Raw genomic sequence first — 15,139 nt, forward strand, 5'->3', positions numbered from 1 at the left:
GAGGCCGAAGATGTACGACCCCACAGTCGCCAGGCTCACGTACCGAGCCCTGCTCGGCCGCCGCCGAGCCCTCATTCTCGCCGCCCTTCCCGTGCTCCTCATCGTCATCTCCGTGGCCGTACGCGGCTTCACCGGAGCCGACGACCAGGTCGCCTCCGACGTACTGGGCGGGTTCGCGCTCGCCACGATGGTGCCGATCATCGGCGTGATCGCCGGCACCGGCGCGATCGGCCCCGAGATCGACGACGGCTCGGTGGTGTACCTGCTCGCCAAACCGCTGAAGCGGCCGACGATCATCTTCACCAAGCTGATCGTCGCCATCGCCGTCACCATGGCGTTCTCCGCGGTGCCGACCTTCGTCGCCGGCATGGTCCTGAACGGCAACGGCCAGCAGATCGCCGTCGCCTACACCGTGGCCGCCCTGGTCGCCTCGATCGCGTACGCCGCGCTGTTCCTGCTCCTGGGGACCATCACCCGGCACGCCGTGGTCTTCGGCCTCGTCTACGCCCTCGTCTGGGAAGCCCTCTTCGGCACCCTGGTGTCCGGCGCGCGCACCCTCAGCGTCCAGCAGTGGGCGCTCGCGGTGGCCCACAAGGTCACCGGCGGGGACCTCGTCACCTCGGACGTCAGCCTGCCGACCGCGACCGTGCTGCTCGTCGTGGTCACCGTCGCCGCCACCTGGTACGCCGGGCAGAAGCTGCGCACGCTGACGCTGGCGGGCGAGGAGTGAGCGGGGCTCCACGCGCGCGTGCCTGCTGTCGCCGTGCACGCGCGCGTGGAGCCCTCTTTTCTTGACACCGACTTCACATCTGTCCGGGCACACTGGACGAACGGGGACGCACGGCCAGGAGGAACGGGGATGGCGACCGAGGAACAACGGGGTGAGGGCGGCCGGGGATCCGGGGGCCAGGAGTCCGAGGAAGCCTGGGACGACCTCGTCCTGGACCAGGAATTCATACGGTCCGCGGAGACGGCCGAGCCGTCCGCCCGCGCGCGTATGCTCGCCGCCCGCTGGCATGAGGGCGGTCCCGATCCGCAGCCCTGGCGCTCGGACGAGCCGCCCGCGGGATGGTTCTTCAGCAAGGCACGCCGGCGCAGGTGGCGCCGCGGCTGACCACAGCCGCCCGCCCCGGCTTTATTCGGTGGCGCCCAACTCGGTCCGCGGGCACAGTAGTTGTGTCAACGCCGTCGGGTCGGACCGGCGCCATGTTCTGGGAGAGGGGCGCGACGATGTTCATCAGGAGCAGTTCGTCGAGCTCCCGACAGGGCAGCCCGCGGCGGGTTCCGGAGTAACCACCCTCCGTCGAACCCGCCTCGCACGGGGGGCTGCTCGGGGCGGCCGCTTCGAGCGCGCGTCGCGCGCGGGCCGCCCACCCGGAGGATTGGCCGAGAGGTAAGGCACCGGCTTGCTAAGCCGTGGTCGGGGCTGGAACCCCCGCGCGCGTTCGATTCGCGCATCCTCCGCAGGACGGCATCAGGGGCACCTGGCCACTTCGCACGTGATGTCACGTGATGTCATGTGGTCTCCCGCGGTGGCACGTGGTCTCAAGAGATCTGAATGGCACCGTCGCGATGCATCGGCGCTCGGTGCTCGGCGCTCGACAACGCGGCGATCCGCCGACGGCGCAGCACCGCGGCTATGGCACAGTCACCGCGGCTACGGCACAGCACCGCGGCTTACGACGCCCCCGCCAGCAACCGTTCCAGCACCACCGCGATGCCGTCCTCCTCGTTGGAGGCCGTCACCTCGTCGGCCACCGACTTGAGCTCGTCGTGGGCGTTGGACATCGCCACCCCGTGCGCCGCCCAGGCGAACATCGCGATGTCGTTGGGCATGTCCCCGAAGGCGATCGTCTCCGCCGCCTTCACACCGAGACGGCGGGCCGCCAGGGAGAGTCCCGTCGCCTTGGAGAGGCCGAGGGGAAGCAGCTCCACGATCCCGGCACCCGCCATGGTCACGCCGACCAGACCGCCCGCGACCCGCAGGGTGACCGCGGCCAGCTCGTCGTCGGAGAGCGTCGGATGCTGCACGTACACCTTGTTCAGCGGCGCCGACCAGAGGTCCGCCGCGTCCCTGAGCGGCACGACCGGGAGCGAACCCTCCAGCCTCCGGTAACCGGGCGCGACCAGCACCTCTCCGTCCAGCCCGTCCCGGCTCGCCGCCAGCAGGAGCGGGCCGACCTCCGCCTCGATCTTGGCGAGCGCCAGAGCGGCCAGCTGCCGGTCCAGCGTCACCGAGGTCAGCAGCCGGTGCTCCCCCGCGTCGTACACCTGGGCGCCCTGACCGCACACCGCGAGCCCCTGGTAACCGAGGTCGTCGAGGATGTGCCGGGTCCAGGGCACCGCGCGCCCGGTGACGACGATGTGCGCGGCGCCCGCGGCGGTGACCGCGGCGAGCGCCTCACGCGTACGGGGTGAGATCGACTCGTCGGAACGCAGCAGCGTCCCGTCGAGGTCGGTCGCGACGAGCTTGTAGGGGAACGCCCCCTTGGCGGGGAACGGTCCGTCCGCGGAAGTCACTTGGAGATCGGCTCCAGGACCTCACGGCCGCCCAGGTAGGGACGCAGTACCTCCGGCACCCGTACGGAACCGTCGGCCAGCTGGTGGTTCTCCAGGATCGCCACGATCGTGCGCGGCACGGCGCACAGCGTGCCGTTCAGCGTCGAGAGCGGCTGCACCTTCTTGCCGTCGCGCATCCGGACCGACAGCCGGCGCGCCTGGAAGCCGTCGCAGTTGGAGGCCGAGGTCAGCTCGCGGTACTTGCCCTGGGTCGGGATCCACGCCTCGCAGTCGAACTTGCGGGTCGCCGAGGAACCGAGGTCGCCCGAGGCCACGTCGATCACCTGGAAGGGCAGTTCGAGGGCGGTCAGCCACTGCTTCTCCCAGTCCAGGAGCCGCTGGTGCTCGTTCTCGGCGTCCTCGGGAGCGACGTACGAGAACATCTCGACCTTGTCGAACTGGTGCACGCGGAAGATGCCGCGGGTGTCCTTGCCGTACGTGCCGGCCTCACGGCGGAAACACGGCGAGAAGCCGGCGTACCGCAGGGGCAGCTTGTCGGCGTCCAGGATCTCGTCCATGTGATACGCGGCGAGGGGGACCTCGGAGGTGCCGACCAGGTAGTAGTCGTCCTTCTCCAGGTGGTACACGTTCTCCGCGGCCTGGCCGAGGAAGCCGGTGCCCTCCATGGCGCGCGGGCGGACCAGCGCCGGGGTCAGCATCGGGATGAAGCCGGCCTCGGTGGCCTGCGCGATCGCGGCGTTGACGAGGGCGAGCTCCAGAAGCGCGCCGACGCCGGTGAGGTAGTAGAAGCGGGAGCCCGAGACCTTGGCGCCGCGCTCGACGTCGATCGCGCCCAGCGCCTCGCCGAGCTCCAGGTGGTCCTTCGGCTCGAAGCCCTCGGCGCCGAAGTCACGGATCGTGCCGTGCGTCTCCAGGACGACGAAGTCCTCCTCGCCGCCGACCGGGACGTCGGGGTGCACCAGGTTGCCGAGCTGGAGGAGAAGCCGCTTGGTCTCCTCGTCCGCCTCGTGCTGCTCGGCGTCGGCGGCCTTGACGTCGGCGGCGAGCTGGCCGGCCTTCTTCAGCAGCTCGGCCTTCTCCTCACCCGAGGCCTTCGGGATCAGCTTCCCGAGCCCCTTCTGCTCGGAGCGCAGCTCGTCGAAGCGGAGGCCGGACGACCTGCGCCGCTCGTCGGCGGAGAGGAGGGAGTCGACGAGCGCGACGTCCTCTCCACGGGCGCGCTGGGAGGCGCGAACACGGTCGGGGTCCTCACGGAGCAGGCGAAGGTCAATCACCCCTCAAGGTTACCGGTGCGTGCTTCCCGCCAACGACTCGATATTCCGCACCATGACGTGTGTCACGTTATGGGCGAAATGCCGGACTGGATTTCTTGATCGGTTATGCGCGTCAATAAAAGGGCTCCGCTACCTGGATCGGGGCAGGTGGCGGGCGGTCTGTTGACCGGATCCCCTTGCGGGGGGCGGGACTTGAGATGCGAGTTGTCCACAGGGGTCCGGGCTTTCATGAAGTTATCCACAGGGTGTGTGGACGATCTGTGGACTACGGAAGTGATCATTCCGAAATTCGCGACCGGGGCGAGGGATTCCCGGGTCAAACCATCCCTACACCCACGTTCGAGTGGATTCGAGCAGAAATGCTTCGCTCCATGGGATTGACCGAAGGAAAAGAGTGGACGAGGGGTGACGTGCCCGCCTGTGGATGAACGAAGGGTCCGCAGGCCGATTTGTCGACGATGCAGGCCTCCGTTGTCGACTTGTCCCCAGGTCGAGAACCGCGCCTGTGGATAACTCTTGTGGATGACGAAAATCGGCAGGTACGACCGGCGTCGGATCGGCCTCCTCAGCACAAGGCCGCACAAGGCCCTCCGGCCCGGCGCAGCGCCGAGCCCCGCCGAGCGACGCTCAGCGAATCGACACAGGAGCGACCCTCAGCGAGTCGACACAGGAGCGAGGGGCAGCAGGACGGCGAGGGGCGCAGGACGACAGGACGGCGGGGCGGCAAGGACGACGGAAGTCGTCAGAACCGGCCGTCACCGCACCGCGCCACCCAGTCGGCCGCCGCCACGAACTCGGAGTCCGTCGTCCCCCGTAGCGGAGCGGGTACGTCCTCGACGCGGACGCCCGCACGCGGGTACGACCCGAGAAAGCGCACCTCGTGGCAGATCCGCTTGAGCCCCATCAAGGCCTCGGCCACCCGGCGGTCGGAGATGTGGCCCTCGGCGTCGATGCAGAAGCAGTAGTTGCCGATGCCCTCGCCGGTGGGCCGGGACTGGAGCAGCATCAGGTTGATACCGCGGGTGGCGAACTCGCCCAGCAGGTCGCGCAGCCCTCCGGGATGGTCGTCGCGCTGCCACAGGACCACGGACGTCTTGTCCGCGCCGGTGGGCGCCGCGGGCCGGGCGGGCCGGCCCACCAGCACGAAGCGGGTCTGCGCGTTCTCCGCGTCGTGGATCCCGGTCTCCAGAGCCTGGAGACCGTAGGGGCCCGCCGCGAACTCACCGGCGAAGGCGGCGTCGTACCGGCCCTCCTGGACGAGCCGCGCACCGTCCGCGTTGGAGGCGGCCGACTCCCAGAGCACGTCCGGGAGGTTGGCCTTCATCCAGTTGCGGACCTGCGGCTGGGCGGCGGGGTGCGCGGTGACCGTCTTGATCTCCGACAGCTTCGTGCCGGGCCTGACCAGCAGCGCGAAGGTGATCGACAGCAGGACTTCGCGGTAGATCATCAGCGGCCTGCCCGCGACCAGCTCGTCGAGGGTCGTGGTGATGCCGCCCTCCACGGAGTTCTCGATCGGCACGAACGCGGCCTCGGCCTCGCCGTTGCGGACGGCGTCGAGCGCGGCGGGGACCGACACCATCGGGACGAGCTCCCGGGTGGCAGCCTCCGGGAGCGTCCGCAGGGCGACTTCGGTGAAGGTGCCCTGCGGACCGAGATACGCGTAGCTGGCTGGCATGACCTCACCCTAATGGGCCTGACGGAACCCCACTCACGCTCCGTCCGAAGCGGGCGGGCCCTTCACCCCTCAAGCAACCGCTGTCCCACGTACTCCCCCTCCGCCGCGCCGCCCGGCACCGCGAACAGTCCGCTCGACTCGTGACGGATGAACTCGGAGAGCGCGTCGCCGCGGTCGAGTTTGCGCTGGACGGGGACGAAGCCGCGTACCGGGTCGGCCTGCCAGCAGATGAAGAGGAGGCCCGCGTCCGGCACCCCGGCCGAGTCGAAGCCGTCGTGGAAGGAGAACGGCCGGCGCAGCATCGCGGCGCCGCCGTTCTGGTCGGGGCGGGTGATCCGGGCGTGCGCGTTGATGGGGACGACGAGGTTGCCGTCGGTGTCGGTCGCGTCGAGGTTCATGTCGGTGGTCTCGGTGCCGCCGCTCAGCGCCGCCCCGGTGGACTTCTTGCGCCCGATGACCGCCTCCTGGGCCTGCACCGCGAGCTGCTCCCAGTCGTCGAGGAGCATGCGGATACGGCGTACGACCGCGTAGGAGCCGTTGGCCATCCAGGCCGGGTCGCCGGAGGCGGGGACGAAGACGCGCTGGTCGAAGTCGGTCTCGGAGGGCTTCGGGTTGCGGGTGCCGTCGAGCTGGCCCATCAGGTTGCGGGCCGTCATCGGCTGGGCGGTGGCGCCGGGGGAGCGGTTGAAGCCGTTCATCTGCCAGCGCACGCGGGCGGCGCTGCCCGCGTCCTTCTGGATCGCGCGCAGCGCGTGGAAGGCGACCAGGGCGTCGTTCGCGCCGACCTGCACCCAGAGGTCGCCGTTGCTGCGCGCCTTGTCCAGGTGGTCGGAGGAGAAGTCGGGGAGCGGGTCCAGGGCGACGGGGCGCTGCTTCTCCAGGCCCGTGCGGGCGAAGAAGCTGTGCCCGAAGCCGAAGGTGACGGTCAGGGAGGACGGTCCGGAGTCACGGGCTACGTCGGTGTCGCCCTGTGCGGCGGCCTCGCCCGCCATCAGCCGCTGGGCCGTCGTCGACCAGCGGCGCAGCAGCGCGGCCGCTTCCCTGCGGCCCGCGCCGGCCGCGAGGTCGAAGGCGATGAGATGGCCGCTGGCGTGGAGGGGCGTGGTGATGCCGGGCTGATGTTTCCCGTGAAACATCACCGTGTCCATGCCGAGCGAAGCGAGCGGTACCGCCTGGTCGGAGGGCGCGGCGGCGTATCCCGTGGCGGCGCCCGCCGCGCCGATGGCGAGTCCGGTGGCCCCGGCGGTTCCCAGCAGCCGCCGCCGTGAGATGCCCTCCCTGGGGGCGGCGTTCTCGGAAACGGCCTCCCTGAGGGGGGCCACCTTGAGCGCGCCCTCCTCGGGGGACACGTCCGGGGACGCGGCCGGGGACGTCTTCCGGTCGGCGCCGCTCTGGGTGAAGGCTCCCGGCGTGGACTGGTCAGCCATGGTGGTTCAGCCGATCTTCGCGTTCTTGTCTACGGTCGCTTGGTCGATGTCGGAGGTCCGCACGGTCACGGCGATGTTCCAGTCGCCGGCGATGGGGAGTTGCACCCCGGCGGCCGTCCAGTGGCCGGTGGCGATGCGGTCGGGGGTCACGGGCAGCGGGCCGATGTCCTTGGCCTCCAGGGTGAAGGCGACCTTCACCTCCGGGACGTCGAAGGCCTTGCCGTTGGGCCGTACCACGAAGACATGCATCTCGTTGCCGCCGACGCGGGCCGGGTCGAGGGTGACCTCCACGGTGCCCTTGCCGTCCTCGCCGCCGGTGTCGAACGGCAGCTTCAGGGACAGCGGTCCGGCCTGCCGGGTGGTGGCGGAAGTGGCCGCCCTGGCCTCCTCCTCCGTGCGTCCCGGCTCGGTGGACGTCAGCACGGTGGTGACCGCCAGCAGGACGACGGCGACACCGGCCTCGGCGAGTACCGAGCGGCGCAGGCCGGAGCGGAGCGGGTCGGCCTCGCGCAGGCGCTTGTCGCGCGTGCCGTCCACGGCGGCCCGCTGCCGGGCGAGCTGAGCCGCCCGCCGGGGGTCACCGGAGCCGGCGGAGACCTTGGTACGGGTCTTCGCGCGCTGTTCCACGACGGTCGCCGCGGCGGTCTCCGGAACCGCGGTCAGCTGCCCCGTCCAGCGCCGGGAGATCCAGGCGATGCCGACGAGGACCGCGACCAGGCCGATCTTGACGAGCAGCAGCTGTCCGTACGTCGTGTCGGTGAACGCCGACCAGTAGCCGACCTGCCGCCACGACTGGTAGATCCCGGTGACCACGAGCGCGATGACGCTGCCGAACGCGAGGCGGGAGAAACGCTGGACCGCCGCCGCCTCGATCTGCGCGTCGGCGGGGGCCCGGAACAGGGCGACGAGCAGGGTGGAGAGCCCGCCAAGCCAGAGGGCGACGGCCAGCAGGTGCACGACGTCGACGGGCATCGCGATGCCCGTCTGGATGCCGGCCGAGGCGTGCTCGGCCATCGCCCAGGTCGCGGCGAGGCCCGCGGCGACGACGGCGCCGCCGATGGCGAGTCCGAAGGTGAGGTCCTTCTTCTCCTGGGCCTTCTCCTGGGCGAGATCGGCGCCGTCGGCATCGCCGTCGCCGCTGCTTTCCGCTGCCTCGTCGCGCTTCACGTAGGCGCCGAAGAGGACCGCGATGAACAGCGCGCCGGCGGCGAGCAGCAGCAGCCGTGACACCAGCGCGGCGCCCGCCTTGGTCTGGAGCACCTGGCCGAGCAGCGCCAGGTCGAAGATGTCGCCGACCTTGCCGGAGCCGACGTACGAACCGCGCAGGAGCAGCAGTGCGAGGGTGGCGACGGTCAGCGCGAGCCATCCGGCGACCACCAGCCGCTGGACCGGGCGGACTCCGGCGCCGCGCTGCCAGCAGGCCAGGACGAAGGCCGCGCCGCCGACGAGCAGGATGAATCCGGCGTACGAGATGTAGCGCCCGGCCTCGTAGAGGGCGCCGACGACTCCGCCGCCCACCTCCTGGTCCGAGACGGCCACGGAGGTCTGGGAGGGCGCCCCGATGGAGAAGGTGAAAGCGCCGGAGACGGGGTGGCTGTCGGCCGAGACCACCTGGTAGGTGACGGTGAACGTGCCGTCGGGCAGCCCGGTGTGCAGCTTCACGGCGTAGGTGGTGCCGCTCGTGTTGGTGGGCTTGCCGGTGTCGACGCGCTCGCCCTTGGGGTCGAGCACCTGGAGGGCGCCGTCGGACAGCGCGATCTGCTCGGAGAACGTCAGCGAGACCTGGGTGGGCGCCGTGTCGACCACCGATCCCTGTGTCGGATCACTGCCGGTCAGCGCCGCGTGCGCGGAGGCGGGCGCGGCGCCCGCCAGGAGCGCGCCGGCGACGGCGAGGAACAGCAGCAGCAGTGTCCGTATCCGCACGGCGTCACGACGTCTCGCGCCGCGTGTGGTGTCGCGTGCGGTGCCACGGGGAGCGATGGTCCGCGTCACAGGTGATCCTCCCTCAGTGCCCGGTCTTCGGGTTGTACGTCGCGGACTTCACCGGCATGGAGATCCGCACCGTGCCGGACTTGGTGAAGTGCAGCTCCACCGCCACCTTCTCGCCCTGTTCGGGCCGACGGGTGAGCTTTTCGAACATGAGGTGGTTGCCGCCGCTGGCGAAGTCGAGGGTGCCGTCGGCGGGCACGGCGAAGGACTTCTCCTCCTCCATCGTGCCGTCCTTGGTGGAGTGCAGCGTGACGTGGCCCGAGAGGTCGCTGGTGACGGAGGTCAGGGTGTCGGCGCCGCCGGTGTTGGTGACGGTGAAGAACCCGGTCGCCATCGTGTCCATGCTCGGGGCGGGCATGTAGGCGCCGCTGACCTTCAGTCGGGGCTTGGCGGAGGCGTTGGCGGAACCGTCCGCGCCGCACCCCGCGAGTGCCAGGGCCACGGCGGTCACCACGGCCGCTCCTGCGGTGCGCTTCACGGGTTCTGTCCCTTGATGAGCTTGGGAAGGTCCTTGATGTAGTCGTCGACGGTGGCGTCCTCGCCGTACAGCACGTAACCGCCGTCGGTCTTCGGTGAGAAGGCGATGACCTGGGTGCCGTGCACGGAGACGAGCTTGCCGTTCTTGTCCTTCGACGTCGGCTCGATGGAGATGCCGAGGGTGCGGGCGCCGGCCTGGATGGTGGCGAAGTCGCCGGTGAGGCCGACGAAGTCGGAGTCGATGCCCTTGAGCCACTTGCCGAGCGCGGCGGGGGTGTCGCGGCCGGGGTCGGTGGTGACGAACACCACGCGGAGCTTGTCCTGCTCTGCCTTGGGCAGTGCCTTCTTGGCGACGGCGAGGTTGTTCATCGTCAGCGGACAGACGTCGGGGCAGTGGGTGTAGCCGAAGTAGATGAGCGTCGGGTCGCCCTTGGTCTCCGCGCGGAGGTCGTACTTCTCGCCCTCCGTGTCGGTGAGCACGAGGTCCGGCTTCCCGAACGGCTGGTCGAGTACGGTCGCGGCCTTGCCGGAGCCGGCCTCGGCCGACACGTCGGCGACCGGCTTGGTGCTGTCGTCGCCGCTGCCACAGGCGGAGAGGGTCAGAGCGGCGGCGGCGAACAGGGCGGCCGCGGCATACGTCTTCTTGCGCATATCAAAATGTCCCAGATGTGAGGGCCCCGGCGGGCACCGGGGTCGTACGACGGCCGATACGGCGGTGTCGTACGACCTCCGGTGTGCACCGAGAGTGCGATGGATCAGGCGGTGGTACGCCGACGGCCGGCCAGCACGCCGAACGCCACGCCCGCCACGCCGACGACGATGCCCACGACACCGAGCACGCGCGCGGTGGTGTCACTGCTGTCGGTGGAGGCGGCGGCCGCCTCGGTGGTGTCCTCGTGCGACGCGGACTCGGCGGAGGCTTCGGCGGAGGGGGCGGCCGTGTCGGTCGAGGCGCCGTGGTGACCCTCGGTCGCCGCGCTGAGCGCGAGCACCGGGGCCGGGTTGTCGGGCTCCTCCGCGCCTTCTTTCTGCTCCTCGATCCAGCGGACGACCTCCTTGTTGGAGTACGTCTGGATCGCCTTGAAGACGAGTTCGTCGGTGTCCTCGGGCAGCGCTCCGACCGAGAGCGGGAACTTCTGGAAGTAGCCCGGCTCGATGCCCTTGCCGGTGGCGGTCCAGGTGACCTTGCTGACGGCCTCGGAGATCGACTCGCCGTGCAGTTCGAGCGGCTTGTCGAGCTTGGACTTGGTGACCTTGGCGGTCCACCCGGCGACCGGCTGTGGCATGACGGAGGCGAGCGGGTGGTCGGTCGGGAAGTTCACCTCGAGCTTGGTGGTCGAGGCGTTGTCGCGCTCGTTGGGCACCTTGAAGTTGACCGTCGCGTACCCGCCCTTGGCGGCCTCGCCCTCCGGCTGCACGCTGACGTGCGCGAAGGCGGGGCCGGACAGGACGAGGACGGTCGAGGCGGCGAGGGCACCGGTGACGGCGATACGGGAAACCTTCATGACAGGAAGCACTCCACTGTGAGTCCGATGACCGGACGGGATCCGGGTAGCCCGGACGGGATCCGGTGAGCTGGGGGCGCGCGTGGTGCGCGATGCGCGTGCGGAAAGCCGCCCGGACGGCGCCGTTCGAGGACGCCGGGGACGCGGGCACGCGCGTGTGCCGCACGACGGCAGCCCCCCGGTGGAGTGGTGACGTCGCGTCAGGCAGCGAGGACGAGCACGGTCCGGGACGGCGGTCCGCGCCGGACGACGGTGTGCTGGAGCGCGCAGGCGGGGGGCTTCGGGGGCGAGAACGACGCGGGGCGCGGAGGACGCGGCGCCGCGTCCGGCGTACCGGGAAGCCCCGCGCGCAGAGCGCGCACGAGTGCGAGCGCGGCGCGCAGGGAACGTACGAGCGCCCCTTCGCTCACCCCGTGCGCCGACAGTCTGATGAGGCGCAGCAGCGCCATGTCACCGCGGCGCAGCACCCATCCGGTGGCGACGGCCGCCAGGACGTGACCGAGCAGCATCGGCAGCGAGGGCAGCACGGACATCGAGGAGCCGGCCGCGGCCGACATGACGTCCGTCGAGTGGTGCATGGACTGCGTCATGTCCGTGTCGACGCGGGCGTCGGCGAGGATCCGCTGGGCCTGTGCGGGGCTGATCGCCGCCGTCGTCGCGCCGCAGAGGAGGCTCGCGGCGCGCTGGACGAGCGAGGCGTCCGTCATGGCCATGCCCGAGCCGCTGCCCGGACCGCCGGTCGACGACATGGCCGACGCCATCGTCGTACCGCCGTGCTGGCCGAGCCCGAACAGGGTGTGCAGCACGGTCTGGCCGGTCGCGAGGACCGCCGCGATGCCCGGCAGCGAACGCTCGCGTCCGGCCAGCGGCGCGGCGACGGCGAAGACCGCGAGGAACCCGGCGGCCAGGGTCCACGGGGGGACCGTGGCGGAGGAGGCGAGCACATGACCGGCCGCGGCCAGCACGACGCAGACCGCGGCGAACACCGCGGCCCGGAGCATCCGGAGATCGTGTCCGGAGCGCGCCGTGCGCTTGTGGGGGGCAGTCATGGCGGGCTCATCATCGCACTGGGCCCACCCCTTCCATACGGCAGGTCGGGAAGTTGTCGTACTACGCGGAGGGAGGGGGTCCGGGTGACCGCCTCGCGCGTACGGGGCGGGCAGGGCCCCGCGCGGCGGGCGTAAGCGGGTCCGTGCCGTACGGGGTGCCAGTCCCCCGCTGTTCGCAGGGACCGACCCGTGCCCTACGGGTTGTGCCGGTGCCCCTGCCGTACGGGGTGTACCGGCCCGTACCGTACGCGCGGGACGATTCGGCCGTAGACGTGTGCCGGTCCCCGCTGTTCGCACGGACCGACCCGTGCCGTACGTGCGAACGGGTCCCTCCTGTTCGCACGGACCGCTCGACATTCGCACGGACCGCTCGACATCGCCCGGGCGAACCGGTTCGCCCTGCCCCGGCGAACCTCATGCGCGCTGCCCCGCCGACCCCAAGCGCCTCTCCAGGCCACCCGATTCGCGCACCCGGGTGTACGGATTCGCGTAGGCCACGCCTCCGGAAGACCCCCGCGGCCTGCGCATACACCGATCCGTGTCGCCCGCGCGTCCGCCGTATGGGCGGTATCACGTCAAGTGGGCGATTGCGCACGCGTGGTAGCGGCAATACGTAACGGTATGTCGAGCCGCGGCCGGGAGGCTGGAGCATGAGCATCTGGTGGTCACTCCATTTGCGGCGTGAAGCCGCGAGCGTCCCGCTGGCCAGACGCCTGCTGATCGGCACGATGGAGACGGCGGGCGTCGACCCGGACGTCTCCTTCGAACTGTCCGTCGCGCTGAGCGAGGCGTGCGCCAACGCCGTCGAGCACGGCGGCGACACCACCGCGCGGGGCGACTTCTCCGAGGCCTACCGGGTGACCGCGTACCTCGACGGCGAGACGTGCCGCATCGAGGTCACCGACTCAGGACCCGGCTTCCCATCCGCCCCCGACACCACGACGGGCCGCGCCGCCCGCACCCCGCTCCGTCCGGTCCCCGCCCGCGCCGACGCCGAGAACGGCCGGGGCCTGTGCCTCATCCAGGAACTCGCGGACCACGTCCAGATCGGCAACAAGCCGGGCCGGGGCGGCGCGGTGGTCAGCTTCGACAAGATCCTCAAGTGGCGGAAGGACGCCCCTTTGATGGCGGTGTAGGCGCCGATTCGGTTCAGTTTTCTCAGAGCCCATAGTCAACTGACAGTGCCGCCCCATGTCCTTGACGGGTAGCGCCCCTAATTTTCCCAGCATGACGGGAAGCCACAAAGAGAAGACGATCACCCGGCGCCGCGCGATCGCGGTGACCGGAGGGACGGTCGCGGCCGGCGGACTGGCGGCAGCGGGATACCAGGCGGCGTTCGCCGATGACACGACGACGACTTCCACAGCCACCGCCGACGCGTCGGCCTCGACCTCGGCCTCGGCGAGTTCCAACGGCGGCGCCCAGTGCGTGCTGATGTCCAGCGTCACGGAGGGGCCGTACTACCTGGACGGCGCCCTGGTGCGCAAGGACATCACCGAGGGCAAGAGCGGCGTGCCGCTGACGCTGCGCATCACCGTCCAGGACACCACCGACTCCTGTGCCCCGGTCGCGGGCGCCGCCGTGGAGATCTGGCACTGCGACGCCTGGGGCTACTACTCCGGCTACACCACCGCCAACCCCGGCGGTTCCGCCCCCGCGGAGAGCGAGGACGGCTCGACGGCCGACGACCAGACGTACCTGCGCGGCTACCAGGTCGCGAACGCCAACGGGGTCGTCAAGTTCGAGACGATCTTCCCGGGCTGGTACACGCCCCGCACCTGCCACATCCACGTCAAGGTGCACACCGGCGGCGAGAAGGAGGACGGCACCTACGAGGGCGGCACGGTGAACTTCACCGGCCAGCTGTTCTTCGACGACGACATTGCCGCGGAGATCTTCACCCTGGAGCCGTACTCGAAGCACTCCGGCAGCTACACCGAGCTCGCCGACGACATGGTCTACGAGGACAACGGCGCCGCCGGCGGTCTGCTGACCCTGAAGGCGGTGCACAAGAAGGACCCCTCCAAGGGCTACAAGGGGTCCATCGTCCTCGGCATCGACCCCGACGCCGAGAACACCGGCGCGGGCAGCGGCGCTGGTGGCGGTGGTACGCCGCCGAGCGGATCCCCGGGCGACGCGCCGACCGGCACGCCGCCGAGCGACGCCCCGACGGACAGCGCCTCCCCCTCCGCCTCGACCTCCTCGTAGGCTCCCGCCCATGAGCAGCCGCGAGGACGAGACGCTCGCGCGGGCCGCCGTGGCCGCGCTGACCCGGCAGTTGGAGCTGACCCCCAAGCCCGGACTGCCCGACCCGCGCGACCTCGACGCCCGGACCACCCGGCAGGACCACTGTGCCCTGCGCTGGTCGGCCAAGGCGCTGGCGCCCGGCCTCGCGGCGATGGCGGCCGCCGCCCGCCGCAGCGGCGGACCCACACCCGAACTCCGCGGGGAACTGGGCGCGATAGGCCGCTCCACCGAACACTCGGTTGCCCTGGCGGGCGGCGGCCACCGTGGCGCCCTGTGGGCCCTCGGGCTGCTGGTCGCCGCGGCGGCCCTGGAACCCCGCGCCGCCGGAACGGACGTCACCGCGGTCGCCAAACGGATCGCGGCTCACCAGGACCGGCGGGCACCCCGGCGGCCCTCCCGGGGGTCGTCCGTCTCGGCGAAGTACGGCGCGGCCGGAGCGCGGGGCGAGGCGAGGGCCGGGTTCCCGCACGTACGGCGCGCGTTGGACGCCCTCGCCGCCGCCCGTTCCGCCGGCGCCCCCGAGCCGTGTGCCCGGCTCGACGCCCTCCTCACCGTCATGTCCACCCTCCAGGACACCGAGTTGCTCTACACGGCGGGACCGCACGGTCTGCGCCATGTCCAGGCGGGCGCCCGCGGAGTCCTCGAAGCGGGCGGTACCTCCACCGAGCCGGGCCGCGCCGCCCTGCGCACCCTCGACGACGACCTCCACGCGCGCGCGTGGAGCCCCCGTGGCAGCGGAGGGCTGCTCGCCGGTGCCCTGTTCGTGGACTCGCTTCCGGTGGCACCCCGTTCCCCGGCGGCAGCCGCCTGACACCCCTGCTCGGAGGCCCCTGCGCCGGTACGGACCTCGGCACGGCCAGTGCGCCAGGCCAGGTACACGGATGGCCAGGCACACCGCTGGCTGGGCACACGGATGCCCGGTCACACCGATGGCCGGGCATCACCACGGATACCCGGCCACCGATGTCGTATCAGG

The 15,139-nt window shown here is 71.1% G+C and carries 14 protein-coding genes and 1 tRNA gene; 6 read left to right on the forward strand and 9 right to left on the reverse strand.

Going from position 1 to position 15,139, the window contains the following annotated elements; translation table 11 throughout:
• The first annotated feature begins 10 nt into the window (after positions 1–10).
• The 3 genes from ACIP79_RS07215 to ACIP79_RS07225 all read left to right on the forward strand — a co-directional run bounded on the left by ACIP79_RS07215 (position 11) and on the right by ACIP79_RS07225 (position 1,464).
• A complete protein-coding gene (locus ACIP79_RS07215) occupies positions 11–730 on the forward strand; it encodes an ABC transporter permease (RefSeq protein ID WP_401220401.1) in 720 nt (239 codons plus the stop codon).
• A 129-nt stretch (positions 731–859) separates the two neighbouring features.
• Entirely contained in the window at positions 860–1,114 is a 255-nt protein-coding gene (locus ACIP79_RS07220) for a hypothetical protein (RefSeq protein ID WP_401220404.1), read from the forward strand.
• Between the two features lie 262 nt (positions 1,115–1,376).
• A tRNA-Ser gene (locus tag ACIP79_RS07225) sits at positions 1,377–1,464 on the forward strand.
• 213 nt (positions 1,465–1,677) lie between these two features.
• Here the strand turns inward: ACIP79_RS07225 and ACIP79_RS07230 are convergent.
• The 9 genes from ACIP79_RS07230 to ACIP79_RS07270 all read right to left on the reverse strand — a co-directional run bounded on the left by ACIP79_RS07230 (position 1,678) and on the right by ACIP79_RS07270 (position 11,916).
• Positions 1,678–2,520 (reverse strand): HAD family hydrolase, encoded by an 843-nt coding sequence (locus ACIP79_RS07230; RefSeq protein WP_401220407.1) that lies wholly within the window; start codon positions 2,518–2,520, stop codon positions 1,678–1,680.
• Positions 2,517–3,794: a serine--tRNA ligase gene (gene serS, locus ACIP79_RS07235; protein ID WP_383679103.1), complete on the reverse strand. Its 1,278-nt coding sequence runs from the start codon at positions 3,792–3,794 to the stop codon at positions 2,517–2,519. Before serS ends, ACIP79_RS07230 begins: the two co-directional genes overlap by 4 nt.
• 742 nt (positions 3,795–4,536) lie before the next feature.
• The gene (gene pheA, locus ACIP79_RS07240) at positions 4,537–5,469 is read right to left on the reverse strand and encodes a prephenate dehydratase (protein ID WP_383679101.1); all 933 of its coding nucleotides are present in this window, start codon (positions 5,467–5,469) and stop codon (positions 4,537–4,539) included.
• 62 nt (positions 5,470–5,531) lie between these two features.
• Complete coding sequence (gene efeB / locus ACIP79_RS07245) at positions 5,532–6,896, reverse strand: iron uptake transporter deferrochelatase/peroxidase subunit (protein ID WP_401220411.1); 1,365 nt, start codon at positions 6,894–6,896, stop codon at positions 5,532–5,534.
• A gap of 6 nt (positions 6,897–6,902) precedes the next feature.
• Positions 6,903–8,876, reverse strand: a complete 1,974-nt coding sequence (locus tag ACIP79_RS07250) for a copper resistance CopC/CopD family protein (RefSeq protein WP_401220927.1) — start codon at positions 8,874–8,876, stop codon at positions 6,903–6,905.
• Positions 8,877–8,901: 25 nt separating this feature from the next.
• Complete coding sequence (locus ACIP79_RS07255) at positions 8,902–9,363, reverse strand: copper chaperone PCu(A)C (RefSeq protein ID WP_401220413.1); 462 nt, start codon at positions 9,361–9,363, stop codon at positions 8,902–8,904.
• The gene (locus tag ACIP79_RS07260) at positions 9,360–10,013 is read right to left on the reverse strand and encodes an SCO family protein (protein ID WP_383679092.1); all 654 of its coding nucleotides are present in this window, start codon (positions 10,011–10,013) and stop codon (positions 9,360–9,362) included. Before ACIP79_RS07260 ends, ACIP79_RS07255 begins: the two co-directional genes overlap by 4 nt.
• A gap of 104 nt (positions 10,014–10,117) precedes the next feature.
• Positions 10,118–10,867 (reverse strand): YcnI family protein, encoded by a 750-nt coding sequence (locus tag ACIP79_RS07265; protein WP_401220416.1) that lies wholly within the window; start codon positions 10,865–10,867, stop codon positions 10,118–10,120.
• Between the two features lie 200 nt (positions 10,868–11,067).
• Positions 11,068–11,916 (reverse strand): hypothetical protein, encoded by an 849-nt coding sequence (locus tag ACIP79_RS07270; RefSeq protein WP_401220418.1) that lies wholly within the window; start codon positions 11,914–11,916, stop codon positions 11,068–11,070.
• 650 nt (positions 11,917–12,566) lie between these two features.
• Here ACIP79_RS07270 and ACIP79_RS07275 point away from each other — a divergent pair.
• The 3 genes from ACIP79_RS07275 (at position 12,567) to ACIP79_RS07285 (ending at position 14,974) form a co-directional block, all read left to right on the forward strand.
• Positions 12,567–13,052 carry an ATP-binding protein gene (locus tag ACIP79_RS07275; RefSeq protein ID WP_401220421.1) on the forward strand — a complete coding sequence of 162 codons (486 nt, stop codon included), beginning with the start codon at positions 12,567–12,569 and terminating at the stop codon, positions 13,050–13,052.
• Between the two features lie 91 nt (positions 13,053–13,143).
• A complete protein-coding gene (locus ACIP79_RS07280; RefSeq protein ID WP_401220424.1) occupies positions 13,144–14,124 on the forward strand; it encodes an intradiol ring-cleavage dioxygenase in 981 nt (326 codons plus the stop codon).
• Positions 14,125–14,134: 10 nt separating this feature from the next.
• Positions 14,135–14,974, forward strand: coding sequence for a triphosphoribosyl-dephospho-CoA synthase (locus ACIP79_RS07285; protein ID WP_401220427.1), 840 nt, complete (start codon positions 14,135–14,137; stop codon positions 14,972–14,974).
• Positions 14,975–15,139: the final 165 nt, after the last annotated feature.

Source organism: Streptomyces sp. NPDC088747 (assembly GCF_044751025.1).
GTDB lineage: Bacteria > Actinomycetota > Actinomycetes > Streptomycetales > Streptomycetaceae > Streptomyces.

Bases quoted from the DNA above. Each gene is read 5' to 3' on its own strand.
- ACIP79_RS07270 (WP_401220418.1), bottom strand. From the start codon at position 11,916: ATGACTGCCCCCCACAAGCGCACGGCGCGCTCCGGACACGATCTCCGG.
- pheA (WP_383679101.1), bottom strand. From the start codon at position 5,469: ATGCCAGCCAGCTACGCGTATCTCGGTCCGCAGGGCACCTTCACCGAA.
- ACIP79_RS07260 (WP_383679092.1), bottom strand. From the start codon at position 10,013: ATGCGCAAGAAGACGTATGCCGCGGCCGCCCTGTTCGCCGCCGCCGCT.
- efeB (WP_401220411.1), bottom strand. From the start codon at position 6,896: ATGGCTGACCAGTCCACGCCGGGAGCCTTCACCCAGAGCGGCGCCGAC.
- ACIP79_RS07280 (WP_401220424.1), top strand. From the start codon at position 13,144: ATGACGGGAAGCCACAAAGAGAAGACGATCACCCGGCGCCGCGCGATC.
- ACIP79_RS07275 (WP_401220421.1), top strand. From the start codon at position 12,567: ATGAGCATCTGGTGGTCACTCCATTTGCGGCGTGAAGCCGCGAGCGTC.
- ACIP79_RS07215 (WP_401220401.1), top strand. From the start codon at position 11: ATGTACGACCCCACAGTCGCCAGGCTCACGTACCGAGCCCTGCTCGGC.
- ACIP79_RS07265 (WP_401220416.1), bottom strand. From the start codon at position 10,867: ATGAAGGTTTCCCGTATCGCCGTCACCGGTGCCCTCGCCGCCTCGACC.
- ACIP79_RS07220 (WP_401220404.1), top strand. From the start codon at position 860: ATGGCGACCGAGGAACAACGGGGTGAGGGCGGCCGGGGATCCGGGGGC.
- ACIP79_RS07285 (WP_401220427.1), top strand. From the start codon at position 14,135: ATGAGCAGCCGCGAGGACGAGACGCTCGCGCGGGCCGCCGTGGCCGCG.